Genomic DNA, 16,842 nt, shown 5'->3' with positions numbered 1-16,842 from the left:
GGGGAAGTCGGCGGTCCATGCGCTACACTGCGCACTCCGAGACAAACGCGAATTGTAACCATTTCATCGAGCCTGCCCATGTTTCTGGAAGTCGATCACGTCAGTATCCGTTATCCCCGCAGCGCCCAGGCGGCCGTCGATGCCGTCTCGCTGCGCCTGCAGCCGGGCGAGCTGGGCGCCCTGATCGGCCCCTCCGGCAGCGGCAAGACCAGCCTGCTGCGCGCCGTGGCCGGGCTGGAACCGGCGCAATCAGGCCGTATCCGGCTAGACGGAACATTGCTGGAAGGTGATGGCGTGCGCGTGCCGGCCGAGGCGCGGCGCATCGGGATGGTGTTCCAGGATTTCGCGCTGTTCCCGCATCTGGATGTGGCCGCCAATATCGGCTTTGGCTTGCGCGGCATGGCGCGTGCGCAGCGGGAACAGATCGTCACGCAGATGCTGGCCCTGGTCGGCCTGCCCGAGGCGGGCAGCAAGTTCCCGCACCAGCTCTCCGGCGGCCAGCAGCAGCGCATCGCCCTGGCGCGCGCGCTGGCACCGCAGCCGCGCCTGCTGTTGCTGGATGAACCGTTTTCGAGTCTGGACGTGGAACTGCGCGAACGCCTGGCACACGACGTGCGCGACATCCTCAAACGCACCGGCACCACCGCCCTGATGGTCACGCACGATCAGCTGGAAGCCTTTGCGGTGGCCGATGTGGTGGGGGTGATGCGGCACGGCCGATTGGAACAGTGGGATACGCCCTACGCGCTCTACCATCGTCCGGCCACCCGCTTTGCCGCGGATTTCATCGGACATGGGGTGTTGCTGCGCGGCGAGGTGCAAGCTGCAGCGGATGCGGGGATACAAGGCGAGATCAGCGTCCAGACCGCAGCAGGCCTGTTGCGCGGACTGCCGGTGGAAAGCGGACGCGATGCCAGCGCCGCGCAGGTCGACGTATTGCTGCGGGCCGACGACGTCATGCACGACGACGCGTCCCCCTTCAAGGCGCAGGTGGTACGCAAGTCATTCCGGGGCGCGGAATTCCTCTACACCCTGGCGCTGGAGAACGGCCAGCAACTGCTCTCGCTGGTGCCCTCGCATCACGATCATGCGGTGGGGGAATGGATAGGGATCAGCCTGGATGTGACGCATCTGGTGACGTTTCCGAACATGGAATCGTCATTGGCAGCGGCACCTTCGGCCCCGGCAGGGACCGCCCCCGGGGCTACCGGCAAGCCGGGCTGATCGACCCCGGCCGCCCTCCCCAGCGCATCCACCACCAGCCAGTCAAGCGCACGCCGCATCAGCCGCGCGCCTTCGACAGCACCACCAGCCAACGGCGGAACAGCAGGATTTCCACATGGCCGGGCTCGATGCCCGCGCTGCATTCAATCACCGGATTGACCCGGTAACGGCGCACGTAGGTATCACGGCAAATGAAGATTTCGCGGCGACCCAGGCGGATGGCCAGCGAAGACGGGGTGGACGATGCAACAGCGAAGCGAGCGTCGGAAGCAAGATCAAAGTGGGTCATGGCAGCGATTCCTCTTCTTGTCGATAGGAGGCTTCACTTTAGCATAACACTGTATGAATACACAGTACTTTTTATACAGTACTGTACACACCATGGCGAGCATACAACAGCCGCCGCCACCCTGCCCTTCCGAGCCTGCTACGGCGTGGCGCTCAGGCCACACCGGCCGCCAGCCGGGCCCGGACGAAGCCGATATGCTCCCGCAACACGTAGAACTGGTCGGCAAAGGCCAGCGGCATCTTCATGCGATTGACCGCAATCTCGATCTCATCCAGGCGTTTGAGCATCTCGGCCTGCTCCTCCGGCGACTCGCGCGAGAGCCCGCGTTCCAGCGCGATCAGCTCGCCATACCAGCGATAGATGCGCGAACGCACCCGCCAGCCATAGAGCATCGGCACCAGGCGAATGCCCGGGATCAACAGCAGGATCACCGGCAGCACGATCACCACCGCGCGATCCACCAGGCTGGCCATCCAGAAGGGCAAGGTGCGGTAGAAGAAGGTCTTGCCGGACTTGTAGTAGCGCGCCGCATCGTCGCTGATCGGGTATTCATGCTCCAGCGGGGCCGGGAATTCCCCGGCCTTCTGCATCACGTTGGCCTTGCCGTGCACCTCGCGGGCTGCTGCGATGAGCAGGTCCGAGAGCGCCGGATGCAGGTCCTCGCGCGCCACCAGCTCAGCCGTGGGCGCAATCAGTTGGGTATCCCGCGCCGGCAGGTTGTGCGCCAGGTCGAACACGCCCATGGGCATTTTGAGGGTATTGAGATAGCGGAAGCGCCGCACGTAGGCATCGGCCTGCGAGAAATCCAGCAGCCGGATGCCGGGCGCGCGCAAGAGCTTGCCCATGGTCGCCACCGAGACCGAATCGCCCATCAGGAAGGCCGCATCGATCTTGCCGCTGGTCAGCGCCTGCGCGGCCTCGTCGCCGCCGATGTTCAACAGCTGGGTGCTGCCGCCCGACTCGACGCCATTGGCCTTGAGCAGCGTGGCCGCCAGCACGCTGGAACCGCTCCCCTCCCCGCCGATGGCAATCCGCTTGCCCGCCAGCTCCGACAGCTGCCGCAATGGCGGCACCGGGCGGCCATCCTCACGCGGCGGCGGCACGCGGTAATACACCGACACCGGGACATAGGAAATACTGCCCAGCGACACCAGCGGGCTCAAGGATTCGGCCGGTACTGCGCCGGCCAGGCCACCCTGCACGAAACCGACGTCCACATTCTGGTCGGGGTCGGCCAGGCGCTTGAGGTTGTCCAGCGAGCCCCCGGTCTCGACGATGTCCAGCCGGATACCGTCGCGCGCCAGCAGCGCCTTGTAGCGTTCGGCCACGCGCCAGAAATTGCTGTCCTTGGGACCGGCGGCAATGGTGATGGACGACGGCGGCGCCGGCCGGATCAGCCAGATCACCAGCCATGCGCCGATCAGGATCAGCAGGATGATGGGACCGAAGCTGACGGCGAGATCGCGCCACGAGATGGCCACGAAGCGCGCCCGGATGCGGGTGGCCGAGGGGGCGTAGGCGGAGAGTTTCTTGTCTTTGAGCATGCGCGCTATTCTAGCCGCGCATTCCGCCTTTGCATCGCCGCGCTTGTAACCCGATGTGACTCAATAGGTTTTATAAGGCAGGAACTTGCCTGACAGCATCACATTGACGCGATCGCCATTGGGGTCGGCCTGGCGCTGGATATCCATCTTGAAATCGATGGCACTCATGATGCCGTCGCCGAACTCTTCGTGGATCAGTTCCTTGATGGTGCTGCCATAAACACTGACGATCTCGTACCAGCGATAGATCAGCGGATCGGTCGGCACCGGAGTCGGCAGCGATCCCTTGTAAGGCACGATCTGCAGCCACAGCGTTTCTTCATCGGTCAGTTCGAACAGTTCCTGTGCCGCGGCGGCCTGCTTGGCCGTCAGGGTCATCTGGCCCAGCATGGCGGCGGTAGTCCACTCCTTGCTCTGGCCGATGCGTTCGGCGATCTGGGCCCAGGTCATCTTCTTGCTGACCTTGGCGGTGACGATCTTCTGGGTGACTTGGTTGCGGTCCATGCGCTCTCTCCTTGTGGTGGACGAAAAATGAAAACCGACGACACTTTGTAGTGTGCGTCATCGATCCTGACGAAACGATGCTGCAAAACGACGATATAAACTGACGAAATGGCAGGTCACCCTGCCCCTGCCTTCATGCCGCGACCTGCTCCAGCCCCGGCATGACGATGCGGGTCGGCAGACGCGCTGCGCCGCTGGCCTGCGCTGCCTGGATCTGGCGCGAACGATGCACCAGGAAATCGACCAGGTGATTGCGGATGCGATAGAACTGCGGATCGTGGTGCATGCCTTCGCGTGTGCGGTTCTTGGGCAGCGTGTTGATGACCACCTCGGCGATGCAGGCCTGCGGGCCGTTGGACATGAGGAAGATCTTGTCGGCCAGCAGGATCGCTTCATCGACGTCGTGGGTAATCATGAACACGGTCTGGTGCGTGGCCGCGCAGATCTTCAGCAACTCGTCCTGCACCACGCCACGCGTCAAGGCATCGAGCGCACCGAAGGGCTCGTCCATCAACAGCATCTTGGGCTCGATGGAAAAGGCGCGTGCAATGCCCACGCGCTGCTTCATGCCGCCCGAGAGTTCGGAGGGCTTCTTGTGTTCAGCGCCCTTCAGTCCCACCATCTCGATGAAACGCCGTGCATGCTCCTCGGCCTTGGCCCGTGGCCAGTCCGGCCAGCGCGAACGCACTGCGAACACCACATTGCCCAGCACGCTGAACCAGGGCATGAGGGCGTGGCTCTGGAACACCACACCACGATCCAGGCTCGGTCCCTTGACTTCGCGCTGGTCCATGATGACGACACCCTCGCTGGCCGCTTCCAGCCCGGCCAGCACGTTGAGGATGGTGGTCTTGCCGCAGCCCGAGTGCCCGATCACGCAGACGAATTCACCGCGATCGATACCGAAAGAGACCTGCTCGAACACCGGCGGCGCGCCCGCTGCATACCGCTTGGCCAGGCCCTGCACGCTCAGGAAATTGTGATCCATGCTGCTGCTCCCTTCATTCGACATAGGTGACCCACTTCTGCAGCCGCGCGAAGATCAGGTCCAGCACCATGCCGGTCACGCCGATGACCAGGATGGCGAAGATCACGCTGGTCAGCGACAGGTTGTTCCATTCATTCCAGACGAAGTAGCCGATGCCGGTTCCGCCCACCAGCATCTCGGCGGCCACGATCACCAGCCAGGCAATGCCCATGGAGATGCGCATGCCGGTCAGGATGGTGGGCGCTGCCGCCGGCAGGATCACCAGGAAGGCGCGCCGCAGCGGTGCCACCTCCAGCGTCTTGGCCACGTTCAACCAGTCGCGCCGCACCGAGGCCACCCCGAAGGCGGTGTTCATCAGCATCGGCCAGACCGAGCAGATGAAGATCACGAACACCCCCGACACCGAGGAATCCTTGATGGTGTAGAGCGCCAGCGGCATCCAGGCCAGCGGGGAAATGGGCTTCAATATCTGGATGAAGGGATTGAGCGCACGCTGCATCAGCGGCGACATCCCCAGCAGGAATCCCAGCGGCACCGCCACCACCGCCGCAATCGCAAACCCCAGCCCGACCCGGCCCAGCGAATAGGCCAGCTGGATGCCGATGCCCTTGTCATTGGGACCGTTGTCGTAGAAGGGATTGCTCAGTTCCTTGCGGATGGTCTCGCCCATCTGCGCCAGTCCGGGGAAGCCATCGCGCTTGGCCGCGCCGCTGCTCTTGCCCATCAGCCTGGCGTACTCATCCTGGGCGGCACTGGCGGCGCTCTCCTTGGGCAGCGTGGCCAGGTGCCACACCATCAGCAGTGCGGCCAGCAGCAGCAGGGAAATGAGCGCGGCGCGCCAGCCGATATGCCGGGCCGGCATCACGCGCTCCTCTTGATGGCGAAGCTGTTCACGTAGGCGTCGGCCTTGTTGGCATCGAACTCCTTGCCCATGATGGAATACTTGCGGTAGGCCCCGTCCGGGACCGGCTGGCCCAGCTCCTTCATGTGCTTCTTGGCCTCGGTCAGCAGCAGCACCTTTTCGGTGATGGCCTTGTAGTCGACGTCGCCCTTGATGTAGCCCCAGCGCTTCATCTGCGTGAGGATCCACACCCCCATCGAATCCCAGGGCACCGGATCAAAGTCGGCGCGGCCCGGCACGTTCTTGACGTTGCCCAGGCCATCGGCGAAGCGGCCGGTGAGCACCTGCTCCACCACCGTCTCCGGCTGGTTCAGGTAGGCCGGTGGCGAGATCACCTTGGCCACCAGCGAGCGGTTGGCCGGATCGCGTGCCATCGCGGCCGCGGTCAGCACGGCGCGGAACAGCGCCGCAAAGGTATTGGGATTCTGCTTGATGAACTCTTCGGAGGTGCCGAAGGCGCAGCAGGGGTGCCCGTCCCAGATCTCCTTGGAGAGGATATGAATGAAGCCGACCTCGTCATAGACCGCGCGCTGGTTGAACGGGTCCGGCCCGAGGAAACCGTCGATGTTGCCTGCGCGCAGGTTGGCCACCATTTCCGGCGGGGGCGTCACGCGGATCTGCACGTCGCGGTCCGGGTCCAGTCCGTGCTCGGCCAGGTAGTAGCGCAGCAGGAAATTGTGCATCGAATATTCGAAGGGCACGGCGAACTTGAAGCCCTTCCATTGCTTGGGATCGCGCTTGTCCTTGTGCTTGGCATGCAGCGTGATGGCCTGGCCGTTGATGTTCTGGATGGTGGCCACGCGCATCTGCGTGGCATTGCTGCCCACACCCATGGACATGGCAATCGGCATGGGCGAAAGGAAGTGCGAGGCGTCGTGTTCCTTGTTGATCATCTTGTCGCGGATCAGCGCCCAGCCGGCCGTCTTGTTGAGCGACACGTTCAAGCCCTGCTTGCGGTAGAAGCCCAGCGGATCGGCCATGATGAGCGGCGCCGCACAGGTGATGGCGATGAAGCCGATCTTGAGGTCTTTCTTTTCCAGCGCACCATTCTTTTCCTGCGCCATGGCCTGCAGCGAGCCCAGCGGCAGCACGCTGGCAATGGCCGCGCGCGCCGCATTCTTGCCCACCGCCCGCAGGAAATCACGGCGTTCGGCCACGCGCGGGAAGAGCGAACGCATCAGCGCTTCCTCCACCACGTCATTGGTCAGGGTTTCGACATCGCGGCCACGCTGCAGGCGCTGCTGCTCGGCCAGCACATCGGCCTCGTGCTGCTGCTGGCTGCCGTGGCGGCCGCAGGAACAGCCCTGCCCGGCGCGTTCGGCGTCATAGGTGTGGAACAGATTGGTCTCTGGTGCGTCCGGCATGATTCCCCCGTTTGGTGAATGTGAGGTGAGTTGCTGCTTTCACTTTCACTACCTGCAAGGGATTTGCCAGCGCGCTGCATTACGTCATGGGCGCACGACATCTTGTAGTGCTGCCACTACAAGCAGCGTCGATCACATCGTCAGAATGACGAAAACGCGCTGCAAAATGACGACACTCGGTGAGAAATGCTCACACCGGCAGCAACTGGTGCCGCACGGCATACATGGCAATGCCCACGTCATTGGAAGCCCCGGTCTTCTCCAGGATACGGCTGCGATAGGTGCTCACCGTATTGGGGCTCAATTCCAGCTGGTCTGCGATTTCCTTGACGCTGCGCCCTGCGGCGATCAACTGGAAGACCTGGTATTCGCGGTGCGACAGGCTCTCATGCGCGGCCCGCTGCGGGGCCGTGGCGCGCTGAGCCAGGCCCGAGGCCAGGGTCTCGGCCATCTGCGCGCTCACGTAGAGGCCGCCGCCAGCGGCCTTGCGGATGGCTTCCACCAGTTGCTCTGGGTCGGTGCTCTTGTTGAGATAGCCTGCTGCGCCCAGCTTGTAGCAACGGGCCGCGTATTGTTTCTCGGGATAGGTGGACAGCATCAGCACCGGCAGGCGCGGCATCTCCTGCTTGATCTGGCGCAGCACGTCCAGCCCGTCCTGCTGGGGGATGGCGATGTCCAGCAGCACCAGGTCGATCGCCTCGACGCGCGCACTGTGCAGCACCTCCGGCCCGCTGGCGCATTCGGCAGCCACCTCGATGTCGGGCGTGTCGGCCAGGATCTGCTTCAAGCCCTCGCGCACGATGCGATGGTCGTCGCAGAGCAGGATGCGGATGTTGTCACCGGGGCGGCTCATGGCAGCTCCCGGCTGGCGTGATGGGGCAGGCGCAGGCAGACCAGCGTGCCGGGCCTGCCGTGCTCTGGTGCATACCGCGCACCAGCAATGCTCAGTGCGCCACCGAAGTGCAAGGCGCGCTCGCGCATGCCCATCACGCCATAGGACGTGGCCGCTTCCTGGGCGGCACGGGGCGTGCCTACGCCATCGTCTTCCACCTCCATGCGCAGTTCTGCCGGGGTGAGGTGAACCGCGATGCGCACCTGCGTGGCCTGCGCGTGGCGCGCCACGTTGGAGAGCATTTCCTGGAAGATGCGAAACGCCGCCGTGGCCTTGGCCCCATCCGGGACGAAGGCTTCCGGCGCGATATCGAACTCGACCTCGCAGGGCAGTTCGGTGGCTTCGGAGAATTCCTGCACCTGCCATTCCAGCGCGGCGATCAGGCCCTGGTGATCGAGGATGCTGGGGCGCAGGTCGGTGATGATGCGTCCCACGTTGTCCACTGCGGTTTCGATCAGGCGGCTCATGGCCTCGCACTTGCGCGCCACCGGATCGAGATCGGTCACACGCTTGGCCATCCAGTTCACATCCAGTTTGAGTGCCACCAGCAGGCTGCCCAGTTCGTCGTGGATTTCGCGGGCGATGCGGGTGCGTTCATCCTCTCGCACCGAATGCGCATGCGCCGACAACTGCCGCACCTGGCGCAGCGCAGCCGACAACTCGCGGGTGCGCTCGGCCACGCGCACTTCCAGTTCGGCCTTGGCCCGCTGCAACTGTTCCTCGGCCTGGCGGCGCTTGGAGATATCGCTGAAGGCGATCACCGCCCCGCGCACCTGGCCGCCATCAATGATCTGGTAGGAAGAATATTCGGTCGCAAAGCAGCTGCCATCGGCGCGCCAGAACACTTCCTGGTCGACCCGGCAGGACTCGCCCTTGCGGAAGGCCTTCAGGATCGGGCATTCGGCCTCGGGATAATGGCCACCGTGCTCATGGCTGTGATGCACCAGTTCGTGCATGTTGTGGCCCAGCACGTCTGCCGGCGCGTAGCCCAGCATGGCCGCACCGGCGCGGTTGATGAAGGTGCAGCGCCCCTCCAGGTCGATACCGTAGATGCCCTCGCCGGTGGAGTCCAGCAGCAGGGCCAGCTTGTCGCGCAGCAGTCCGCCTGGCGGGGCCAGGGCGGCTGAAGCGGAAACGGGCAGGAAAGGATCGTGGCGCATGATCCTCCCTGCCCGCAAGAGCCATGCCAGAACCGGTGTGGCGTGGCGCCGGACCTTACGGCATGTACTGGCCGCCGTTGACGTCGATGATCTGGCCGGTGACGTAGCCCGACATCTGGTCCGAGGCCAGATAAAGGAAAGCACCGCTGCATTCATCAGGCTCGCCGATGCGGCCCATGGGGATGGTCTTGCGGAAGCCTTCCAATTGTTCCGGAGTGGTGAAGCGTTCCTGGAATGGCGTCATGATCACGCCCGGCGCCACCGCATTGACGCGGATCTTGTCGGCCAGCAATTCCTTGGCCATGCCGCGCGTGATGGTGCTGACGAAGCCTTTGGAGGCCGCATAGATCAGCGCTCCGGGGCCGCCGCCATGGCGTGCCGCCACCGAGGTGACGTTGATGATGTTGCCGCCGCCCTGGGCGCGCATGACGGGAATGACCGCACGCGTGAAGGCCACCACCGAGCGGGCATTGATGTTGATGATCTCGTCGAAGAGTTCATCGGTGACCGTTTCCAGCGGGGCCCGCTTGACCAGCGCGCCGGCGTTGTTGATGAGCACGTCGATGCGGCCCATCTGCTCCACGGCCTTGGAGACGGCGGCGTTGATGGCTGCCGTATCGCGCACGTCCGCGCCGATGGTGACGGCCTTGCTGCCAGCGGCGCGCACTTCTGCGGCCACGGCCTCCGCCTCTTCCTTCGAGCTGTTGTAATGGACCACCACGTGGGCACCACGTGCTGCGAAGGCGCGCGCGGCGGCCGCGCCGATACCGGTGCTTGCACCGCTGATGAAGACGACTTTACCTGCCAGATCCAGCATGCTGTTCTCCTGCAATCGATTGATAAGGAAAGATCCTGCCTGTCCGGCTTGTAGAAGTGCTGCATCAACAGGCGGCCCTGCGCGCCTTGCCGGTATCGCTTCTTGTGAGGGGCACCGCGGCCATGCTGCGGCTGTGCTGCCACGCCGCCGTTGTGGAATGCTGCGGGACCAGCCCGGCAGCAACGGCGACGCTTCTTGCGTTGGATCGTGCTTGTTGTCTCAGTCGTGGACCGATTCGTTCTGGCTGCGTCCGGCACTGCGATAGGCATCGCGCACCCTCAGCAGGTGGTTGCGCATGGCTTCGGAGGCCTGGTGCGGATTGCGCGCCTTCAGCGCATCGAGGATGTCGCGGTGGTCCTGCAGGCTGCGTTCCAGCGTGGAGGGGATGCGCGAGGTGATGGAGCGGCTCTTCTTGCCCAGCATGTAGAGACTGCCGGCGACGCTTTGCAGGAAGGGATTGTTGCAGGCCTCGATGATGGCCTCGTGGAATTCCACATCCGCTGCCGAGAAGGCCGCCGGGTCCGACAGCAACCGCGCCTCATCCTCGACGTTGCGCGCCAGGCGCGCCAGTTCGGCGTCGTCGATATGGGTGGCGGCCAGCGCGGCCACGCCGGTCTCGATGATGAGACGGGCGTCGAACAGCGCTTCCAGCGTGCCGGGGTTGAGATCGATGATCATCTCCAGGGGCTCCAGCAGCTCGCGCGTTTCCAGCGAACTGACGAAGGTGCCCTCGCCCTGGCGGATGCGCAGCAGGCCCAGCAGGGCCAGCCCGCGAATGGCTTCCCGCACGGCAGGACGGCCCACGCCCAGCATGGCTGCCAGTTCGCGCTCGGGCGGCAGTTGCTGGTCAGGTTTCAGCAGGCCGCTGCGGATCATGGTCAGCAGCCGCTGGGCTACCTGCTCGGAAATGGATTTCTGGACGATGGGGTCGAAGGACATGCTCTCTGGGTATCTGCCTGTAGGGTGAATCGCTGCCGTCGCGGCAGTGTCGGCCTGGCCCGCCAGCCCGGCGTGTGCGGGCGACAAAAGGTATGACCAATCGGGGGTGAGGATAGGTATGGGGAAGGAATGTGTCAAGCGGCGGGAAAATTGGTGCGGTGCGCAAGAAATGCGTTGAAGCGGCGTGACCGCGCTGACGTGTCAGTCGCGGTCCACGCCAACCGGAAAAGCTCGCCAGTTGCGATCCGCAGCGGCTCTTCCGATTACACCGTGCAGGGCGTCATTCCAGCTTCCGCCCCGCCGTCTCCCGCACCATGGCAATGGCCACCAGTGAGATGAGGCCGGTGCCGATCACATACCAGGCCGGACCCAGGTTGGAACCGGTGGCCTTGACCAGCCAGGTGGCGATGAACTGCGAGAAGCCGCCAAAGATCGATACGCCCAGTCCATAGCACAGGGCCAGCCCGGTCGCCCGCACGCGGCGCGGGAACAGTTCGGTCATCATGACCACGCTGGAGACCGAAGTGAAGACCATGGGAATGACCATCACCGTCACCGCCGTCAGCAGGCCCATGCCGCTGCGCAGATGGTTCATCAGCATGAAGGCCGGGAACACCAGGACGATCAGCGCCAGGCGCGACCAGGTGGCCACCGGCTTGCGGCCGAGGCGATCAGTCAGGATGCCGGCCGGCGCACACAGCAGCAACTGCAGCAGGCCGGCCAGCCAGGAGGCCCACAGCGCCAGCGAGAACGGCATGTGCAGGATGGCCTTGGCATAGGTGGTGATGTAGTGCATCACGATGTAGTTGGCCGAGGTCCCGCCGATGACGATGGCCGTGCCCAGCAGCAATGGTTTGCGATGCGCCTGCAGGATCTCGCTCAGGGCACCCGGTGCCCGCTTGCCCGGCTGGCCTGACGCGGGCGCATGTTCCACCTCGGCGGTCTCATCGAGGAAACGGCGGATGTAATTGCCGATCGGCACCAGCAGCAGGCCGACGACGAATGGCAGACGCCAGCCCCAGCTTTCCAGCTGCTCAGCAGTCAGCGCATAGGTCAGCAACAGTCCCACGCCGGAGCCGACCAGCGTGCTGAGCGCCTGGCTGAACAGTTGCCAGCTGCTGTAGAAACCACGTGTCCTGTCGTCCGCGTATTCCAGCAGCATGGAGGTCGACGCGCCCACTTCGCCGCCCACCGCAAAGCCCTGGATCATGCGGCCGGCGATCATCAGCAGCGGCGCGGCCAATCCGATCTGGGCGTAGGTCGGGGCCACGATGAAGATGGCCGAGCCCACCGCCATGAGCCACAAGCTCAAGGTCATGGCCGGCTTGCGTCCGCGCCGGTCGGCGAACTGCCCCATGATGATGCCGCCCAGCGGGCGCATCAGGAAACCCACCCCGAAGGTGGCCAGCGACATCATCAGCGAAGCCCATTCCGAGGTACTGGGAAAGAACTGGCGACCGATGATGGCCGCAAAGTAGGTGTAGATGGAAAAATCGAAAAACTCCAGGCCATTGCCGATGGTGATGGCGGCGATCTTCTTGGCCTTGGAAACCGGAGCGGGTACGGCAGCAGCGGGGCTGACGGCAGCTGAGTGGCTGTTGCTGTTCATGGTGTGGGTGGCCCTTCTGTCGTGTCTGTTGTGCGTTGGCAGCGCCCGGCGAGATTGCGCCGCCGGGTGCCGTTCTCCCCTGTGACGGATCAGGCCACCATCGGCGCGTCCGACAGGAAGCGCTGGGTCAGCTTGACCCAGTAGCTGGCCGCGATCGGCAGGATGCCGTCATTGAAGTCATAGCGCGGGTTGTGCACCATGCAGCCGCCCTGCTCTCCTTCCCCATTGCCGATGATGACGTAGCAGCCCGGGCATTGCTCCAGCATGAAGGAGAAATCCTCGCTGCCCGTCAGTTGCTGGACGTTCTCGATGAAGGCGTCCTGTCCCAGCCAATCACGCACCACGCCTTCGGCAAAGGCGGTCATGCCCGCATCGTTCTGCAGCGCCGGATAACGCCAGTGGTAATCGACCTCCGCCCGCGCGCCCATGGCCTGCGCCTGGGTCTGGGCCAGCTCGGTGATGCGCTGGCGCAGCAGCGCCCGCACCTCGGGCGAATAGGCGCGCACCGACAGGCGCAGCTCGGCGGTCTCGGCGATCACGTTGGGGGCATTGCCCGCATGCAGCGCACCGACTGTCACCACCGCCATCTGGCGCGGATCGACATTGCGCGCGACCACGCTCTGCAAGGCCACTACCAGATAGGAGGCCACCAGAATTGCATCGACCGTGATGTGCGGCATGGAGCCATGCCCCCCATTGCCGATGATCTTGATGATGACAGTATCGGACGAAGCCATGAAGGCTCCCGGCAGGGTACCGAACTTGCCCACCGGATAACCGGGCATGTTGTGAAAGGCGAACACGCCATCGCAGGGAAATCGCTCGAACAGGCCATCCTCGACCATCTTGCGCGCACCGCCCAGGCCTTCTTCGGCGGGCTGGAAGATCAGGTGCAGGGTGCCATCGAAGTCGGTGTCCTTGAGCTCGCGCGCGGCCGCCAGCAGGCTGGCGGTATGGCCGTCATGGCCGCAAGCATGCATGGTGCCGCCGTGCTGGCTGGCATAAGGCAGCTTGGTCTCCTCATGGATGGGCAGGGCGTCCATGTCGGCACGCAGGCCAAGGCGGCGCGGACCGCTGCCCTTCCTCAAGGTCCCCACCACGCCGGTCCCGCCCAGGCCGCGATGGACCTCGTATCCCCATTCGGCCAGCTTGCCGGCGACCAGCTCGCTGGTGGCGTGCTCCTCGAACGCCAGTTCGGGATGGGCGTGAATGTGGTGACGCAGCGCCACGCTTTCCTGCAGGTGGTGCAGGATGCCGGGCACGAGGGCGGAAGAGGACGGGTTCTTGGTCATTGCGGGTCTCAGGGTAGTGGAATGCGATCCTGCCGATGCGCACTGGCAAGCACGCTGGCATGGCCGGTCTCACCATGCAGCATGCATACCAGTGCGTCTCCGGCAGACGGAACAGGCCGGGCGGGACAGCCCCGGGAGCTGCGTAAATCATTTACACTTCTGCCCGCAACACCCTGCCCTTCCTGGTGCGGCAAGTGTGCAGCCATTGCGCGGCGGCGTCGCGTCAACGGCTCGTTGACATGAATAGATCCGGTTGAATCGAAAAACAGATGCGCGAATACGGTGCAGCGTTTATCCTCGCCGCACCCCTTCATGAGCCCCCCGGAGGAGCGAACCCATGGCGCGTCCGCCCGAACTGAAGCTGCAGCAACTGCAATATCTGATCGCCATCGCCGAGCATGGCGGCCTGCGTTCGGCTGCACAGGCCCTCAACGTGACCGCCGCCGCTGTCAGCAAGGGCTTGCAGGAGTTGGAGAATACCGCCGGCACCCGCTTGCTGGAACGCCAGGCACAGGGGCTGCAGCTCACGGCTGCGGGCCGCAAGCTGCTCACTCGAGCCCGGCTGATCCAGTGTGAAGTCGAACAGGCCATGCAGGAACTGGGCGCTGCGCGGGCCAGCAATCGCATCCGTTTCACCGTCGGTGTCACGCCGTGGATTTCGCTGACCCTGCTCACCCCCACGCTGCTGCGCTTTGCCGAACTGCGGCCGGATGTGAGCCTGCGCCTGTCCGATGTCTTCGGTTCCGACTATGCTGCCCTGCGCGAGGGCAGCATGGACCTGGCCATCGGCCTGGCACCGCCCGATGAGGGCAGCGCTGAACTGGCGGCACGGCCGCTGTTTTCCTACGAACACGCGATCGCCTGCCGCCGTGGCCATCCGCTGCAGCAGGCCCGCCATCTGGAGCAACTGGCCGGACAATCATGGTTGGTCAGCCACGAGATCGGCCAGTACCAACCGCCCCTGCGCGATTTCTTCCAGACACACTATGGCGACGGTGCGCTGCCTGGCGGCGGCCAGGTGCATCAGTACCGTTCCCTACACATGATGGAACTGATCTGCAACAGCGACCTGCTCACCGTGGTCCCCTGGCCGGTGATCGAAGCCAGCCGCCAGCACTACCCGCTGGAAGCGCTCACGCTCAAGGAGCGGCTGCCGGCCAGCATCACCTGCTACGTCACGCGCAAGAACGCGCCCATCCATGGCTGCGTGAGCGATTTCGTCGGGGCCATGATGCATGTGCTCACCGACGAGGCCACCCGCAGCCGCTTCCTGCATCCGCGGGTGTTGCGTTCGCTGGACGTGATCGCACAACGCTAGCCGGCAGGCGCGCGCATCTGGTAGCCTAGGGCCTGCCCACCCCACCGCCGAGCACCCATGAACCTGCGTTTCGTCGAGGCCTTCCACTGGGCCGCCTCGCTCAAGAGCATCACCCGCGCCGCTGAAAAGCTCCACATCACGCAATCGACCATGTCCAGCCGCATCGCCTCGCTGGAAGAGGAACTGGGCGTGGTGCTGCTGGACCGCCGCGAAAAACAGTTTCGCCTCACCGTGGCCGGCCAGCGCTTCCAGCGCCTGGCGGTGAAACTGCTCGACATGCAGCGCCAGATCCGCCAGGAGCTCGGCGGCAACAGCGCCGGCCCGCTGCTGCTGCGCATCGGCAGCATCGAATCGGTGGTGCACAGCTGGCTGCCGGCCTGGCTGCAGGAAATCCGCAGCCGCTATCCCGATTTCGCGCTGGAACTCACCGTCGAAACCTCGCCGGTACTGACCGAGCAGATCCGGCGCGGTGCCCAAGACCTGGTCTTTACCTCCACCGTAGGCAGCGACACGGCCGTGCGCTCGCGCCTGATGACGCCGATGGAGATGGTCTTCGTGGGCCACCGCGAACGCTTCGGTACGCGTTCTCACACGCTGGACGAACTGGCCGCACACGACCTCATCACCTTCCAGCGTGGCTCGCAGCCGCACCAGGGCGTGCTGCAGCTGTGCCAGGAATGGGGCGTGATCGAACCGCGCGTGCATGCCATCTCTTCCATCTCCGCCATGGTGCAGCTGGTCGAAGGCGGCTTCGGTGTAGCCACCCTGCCGCGCGCCTCGGTGCGCGAACTCACGCGCCGTCTTCCCCTGCGCATCCTGCGCTGCGAAGCCACGCTCCCGCCCTTGCAGATCCACGCCAGCTATCGCGAAGACCCCAGCTCCAGCCTGGCCGAACTGGTGCTCGATTCGGCATTGGAGCATGCACGGCGCACCCAGGGCAAAGGCCGCACCGCAGAAAAATGAGCCACTGGCACGGAAATCGCTACAGTGAAATTTCCGTTGTCCTCATCGAAAAAATCGATAACAAAAGATATAAATTTTTTGTTGGACGCTGTCCCGGCACGCTCCTAACATCGGCTCCATTCCAAGAAGGAGACCGCCATGCCAGAGACTGCCACCGCCTCGCCTGCCGTACCGACTCATTCCGCCGCAGCGCCTGTGCTGTCGGCTTCCTCCAGCGCGCTAGACGTGCGGCTGGCCGCCCGCAGCGGGGCATTCACCGGCCACACCAGCGGGGTGGCCAGTGCCCATGTGCAAGTCAACCTGGCGATCCTGCCGGCGGCGTTGGCCGATGATTTTCTCGCCTTCTGCGAACGCAATCCCATCCCCTGTCCCTTGCTGGCCATGTCCAAGCCGGGCTCGCCCGCCCTGCCCACGCTGGGCCTGGATTTGGACGTGCGCAGCGACGTGCCGCGCTATCACCTGTGGCGTGACGGCGAGCGCGTGGCCGAGGTGAACGACCTGCGCGCGCTGTGGCGCGACGATCTGGTCACGTTCGCGCTGGGCTGTTCCTTCTCTTTCGAGCATGCGTTGCTGGCCGCCGGTATTCCGCTGCGCCATGTCAGCGAAGGCCGCAACGTGGCCATGTACCGCACCAATATTCCGACGCAGCCGGTGGGCGTGTTCCAGGGACCGACGGTGGTCTCGATGCGGCCGCTCAAGGCCGCCGATGCCATCCGCGCCATCCAGATCACCGCACGCACGCCGCAGGTGCATGGCGCACCCATTCACATCGGCGACCCGGCCTTGATCGGCATTGCCGATCTCCACCAGCCCGACTATGGCGAAGCGGTGGACATCCACGCCGATGAGCTGCCGGTGTTCTGGGCCTGCGGCGTCACGCCGCAAGCCGCCATCGTCGCCGCCCGGCCCGAATTCTGCATCACCCATGCACCCGGCTACATGCTGGTGACCGACAAGCTCAACAGCGAACTGCCGCTCGACGCGCAGGCCTAGCGCCTGCTGCCGCTCTACCGTTTTTTCATCGATGGCCGCATGCTT

The 16,842-nt window shown here is 64.6% G+C and carries 16 protein-coding genes; 4 read left to right on the top strand and 12 right to left on the bottom strand.

Translation table 11 applies throughout. The features are described from left to right. Positions 1-78: 78 nt before the first annotated feature. Positions 79-1,224, top strand: coding sequence for an ABC transporter ATP-binding protein (locus tag ACWHXP_RS02995; RefSeq protein ID WP_489634538.1), 1,146 nt, complete (start codon positions 79-81; stop codon positions 1,222-1,224). A 58-nt stretch (positions 1,225-1,282) separates the two neighbouring features. On the opposite strand, the gene ACWHXP_RS02990 is transcribed toward ACWHXP_RS02995, so the two are convergent. The 12 genes from ACWHXP_RS02990 to ACWHXP_RS02935 all read right to left on the bottom strand — a co-directional run bounded on the left by ACWHXP_RS02990 (position 1,283) and on the right by ACWHXP_RS02935 (position 13,523). Next, positions 1,283-1,513 carry a hypothetical protein gene (locus tag ACWHXP_RS02990; protein ID WP_034329828.1) on the bottom strand — a complete coding sequence of 77 codons (231 nt, stop codon included), beginning with the start codon at positions 1,511-1,513 and terminating at the stop codon, positions 1,283-1,285. 152 nt (positions 1,514-1,665) lie between these two features. Further along, positions 1,666-3,057, bottom strand: a complete 1,392-nt coding sequence (locus ACWHXP_RS02985; protein ID WP_121045036.1) for a TAXI family TRAP transporter solute-binding subunit — start codon at positions 3,055-3,057, stop codon at positions 1,666-1,668. Between the two features lie 60 nt (positions 3,058-3,117). Then, positions 3,118-3,561, bottom strand: coding sequence for a cyanase (gene cynS, locus ACWHXP_RS02980; protein WP_039784640.1), 444 nt, complete (start codon positions 3,559-3,561; stop codon positions 3,118-3,120). A 133-nt stretch (positions 3,562-3,694) separates the two neighbouring features. Then, entirely contained in the window at positions 3,695-4,549 is an 855-nt protein-coding gene (locus tag ACWHXP_RS02975; protein ID WP_034329820.1) for an ABC transporter ATP-binding protein, read from the bottom strand. A gap of 13 nt (positions 4,550-4,562) precedes the next feature. Further along, complete coding sequence (gene ntrB, locus ACWHXP_RS02970; RefSeq protein WP_343724642.1) at positions 4,563-5,411, bottom strand: nitrate ABC transporter permease; 849 nt, start codon at positions 5,409-5,411, stop codon at positions 4,563-4,565. Further along, positions 5,411-6,814, bottom strand: coding sequence for a CmpA/NrtA family ABC transporter substrate-binding protein (locus tag ACWHXP_RS02965; protein WP_489634539.1), 1,404 nt, complete (start codon positions 6,812-6,814; stop codon positions 5,411-5,413). Before ACWHXP_RS02965 ends, ntrB begins: the two co-directional genes overlap by 1 nt. 190 nt (positions 6,815-7,004) lie before the next feature. Next, positions 7,005-7,667: a response regulator gene (locus ACWHXP_RS02960; RefSeq protein ID WP_121045044.1), complete on the bottom strand. Its 663-nt coding sequence runs from the start codon at positions 7,665-7,667 to the stop codon at positions 7,005-7,007. Further along, positions 7,664-8,866 carry a sensor histidine kinase gene (locus tag ACWHXP_RS02955; RefSeq protein ID WP_134137380.1) on the bottom strand — a complete coding sequence of 401 codons (1,203 nt, stop codon included), beginning with the start codon at positions 8,864-8,866 and terminating at the stop codon, positions 7,664-7,666. The genes ACWHXP_RS02960 and ACWHXP_RS02955 overlap by 4 nt, the downstream gene beginning before the upstream one ends. 55 nt (positions 8,867-8,921) lie before the next feature. Then, positions 8,922-9,683, bottom strand: a complete 762-nt coding sequence (locus tag ACWHXP_RS02950) for an SDR family NAD(P)-dependent oxidoreductase (RefSeq protein ID WP_121045048.1) — start codon at positions 9,681-9,683, stop codon at positions 8,922-8,924. Positions 9,684-9,902: 219 nt separating this feature from the next. After that, a complete protein-coding gene (locus tag ACWHXP_RS02945) occupies positions 9,903-10,622 on the bottom strand; it encodes a FadR/GntR family transcriptional regulator (RefSeq protein WP_034329812.1) in 720 nt (239 codons plus the stop codon). 280 nt (positions 10,623-10,902) lie between these two features. Then, entirely contained in the window at positions 10,903-12,231 is a 1,329-nt protein-coding gene (locus ACWHXP_RS02940) for an MFS transporter (RefSeq protein ID WP_489634540.1), read from the bottom strand. 89 nt (positions 12,232-12,320) lie between these two features. After that, positions 12,321-13,523, bottom strand: a complete 1,203-nt coding sequence (locus tag ACWHXP_RS02935; RefSeq protein ID WP_489634541.1) for a M20 aminoacylase family protein — start codon at positions 13,521-13,523, stop codon at positions 12,321-12,323. 337 nt (positions 13,524-13,860) lie between these two features. Here ACWHXP_RS02935 and ACWHXP_RS02930 point away from each other — a divergent pair, with 337 nt between their 5' ends. The 3 genes from ACWHXP_RS02930 (at position 13,861) to ACWHXP_RS02920 (ending at position 16,797) form a co-directional block, all read left to right on the top strand. Then, entirely contained in the window at positions 13,861-14,841 is a 981-nt protein-coding gene (locus tag ACWHXP_RS02930; RefSeq protein WP_121045055.1) for a LysR family transcriptional regulator, read from the top strand. A 57-nt stretch (positions 14,842-14,898) separates the two neighbouring features. Next, positions 14,899-15,804, top strand: a complete 906-nt coding sequence (locus ACWHXP_RS02925; RefSeq protein ID WP_252695349.1) for a LysR family transcriptional regulator — start codon at positions 14,899-14,901, stop codon at positions 15,802-15,804. A 138-nt stretch (positions 15,805-15,942) separates the two neighbouring features. Beyond that, complete coding sequence (locus ACWHXP_RS02920) at positions 15,943-16,797, top strand: putative hydro-lyase (RefSeq protein ID WP_489634542.1); 855 nt, start codon at positions 15,943-15,945, stop codon at positions 16,795-16,797. Positions 16,798-16,842 lie beyond the last annotated feature (45 nt).

It is taken from the genome of Herbaspirillum sp. Her2, assembly GCF_057961375.1.
This window is presented reverse-complemented; position numbering and strand designations above follow the sequence as displayed.

Coding starts and splice junctions, on each gene's coding strand:
- ACWHXP_RS02925 (WP_252695349.1), top strand. CDS start 14,899: ATGAACCTGCGTTTCGTCGAGGCCTTCCACTGGGCCGCCTCGCTCAAG.
- ACWHXP_RS02920 (WP_489634542.1), top strand. CDS start 15,943: ATGCCAGAGACTGCCACCGCCTCGCCTGCCGTACCGACTCATTCCGCC.
- ACWHXP_RS02930 (WP_121045055.1), top strand. CDS start 13,861: ATGGCGCGTCCGCCCGAACTGAAGCTGCAGCAACTGCAATATCTGATC.
- ntrB (WP_343724642.1), bottom strand. CDS start 5,411: ATGCCGGCCCGGCATATCGGCTGGCGCGCCGCGCTCATTTCCCTGCTG.
- ACWHXP_RS02985 (WP_121045036.1), bottom strand. CDS start 3,057: ATGCTCAAAGACAAGAAACTCTCCGCCTACGCCCCCTCGGCCACCCGC.
- ACWHXP_RS02955 (WP_134137380.1), bottom strand. CDS start 8,866: ATGCGCCACGATCCTTTCCTGCCCGTTTCCGCTTCAGCCGCCCTGGCC.
- ACWHXP_RS02945 (WP_034329812.1), bottom strand. CDS start 10,622: ATGTCCTTCGACCCCATCGTCCAGAAATCCATTTCCGAGCAGGTAGCC.
- ACWHXP_RS02940 (WP_489634540.1), bottom strand. CDS start 12,231: ATGAACAGCAACAGCCACTCAGCTGCCGTCAGCCCCGCTGCTGCCGTA.
- ACWHXP_RS02995 (WP_489634538.1), top strand. CDS start 79: ATGTTTCTGGAAGTCGATCACGTCAGTATCCGTTATCCCCGCAGCGCC.
- ACWHXP_RS02965 (WP_489634539.1), bottom strand. CDS start 6,814: ATGCCGGACGCACCAGAGACCAATCTGTTCCACACCTATGACGCCGAA.
- ACWHXP_RS02960 (WP_121045044.1), bottom strand. CDS start 7,667: ATGAGCCGCCCCGGTGACAACATCCGCATCCTGCTCTGCGACGACCAT.
- ACWHXP_RS02975 (WP_034329820.1), bottom strand. CDS start 4,549: ATGGATCACAATTTCCTGAGCGTGCAGGGCCTGGCCAAGCGGTATGCA.
- ACWHXP_RS02935 (WP_489634541.1), bottom strand. CDS start 13,523: ATGACCAAGAACCCGTCCTCTTCCGCCCTCGTGCCCGGCATCCTGCAC.
- ACWHXP_RS02950 (WP_121045048.1), bottom strand. CDS start 9,683: ATGCTGGATCTGGCAGGTAAAGTCGTCTTCATCAGCGGTGCAAGCACC.
- cynS (WP_039784640.1), bottom strand. CDS start 3,561: ATGGACCGCAACCAAGTCACCCAGAAGATCGTCACCGCCAAGGTCAGC.
- ACWHXP_RS02990 (WP_034329828.1), bottom strand. CDS start 1,513: ATGACCCACTTTGATCTTGCTTCCGACGCTCGCTTCGCTGTTGCATCG.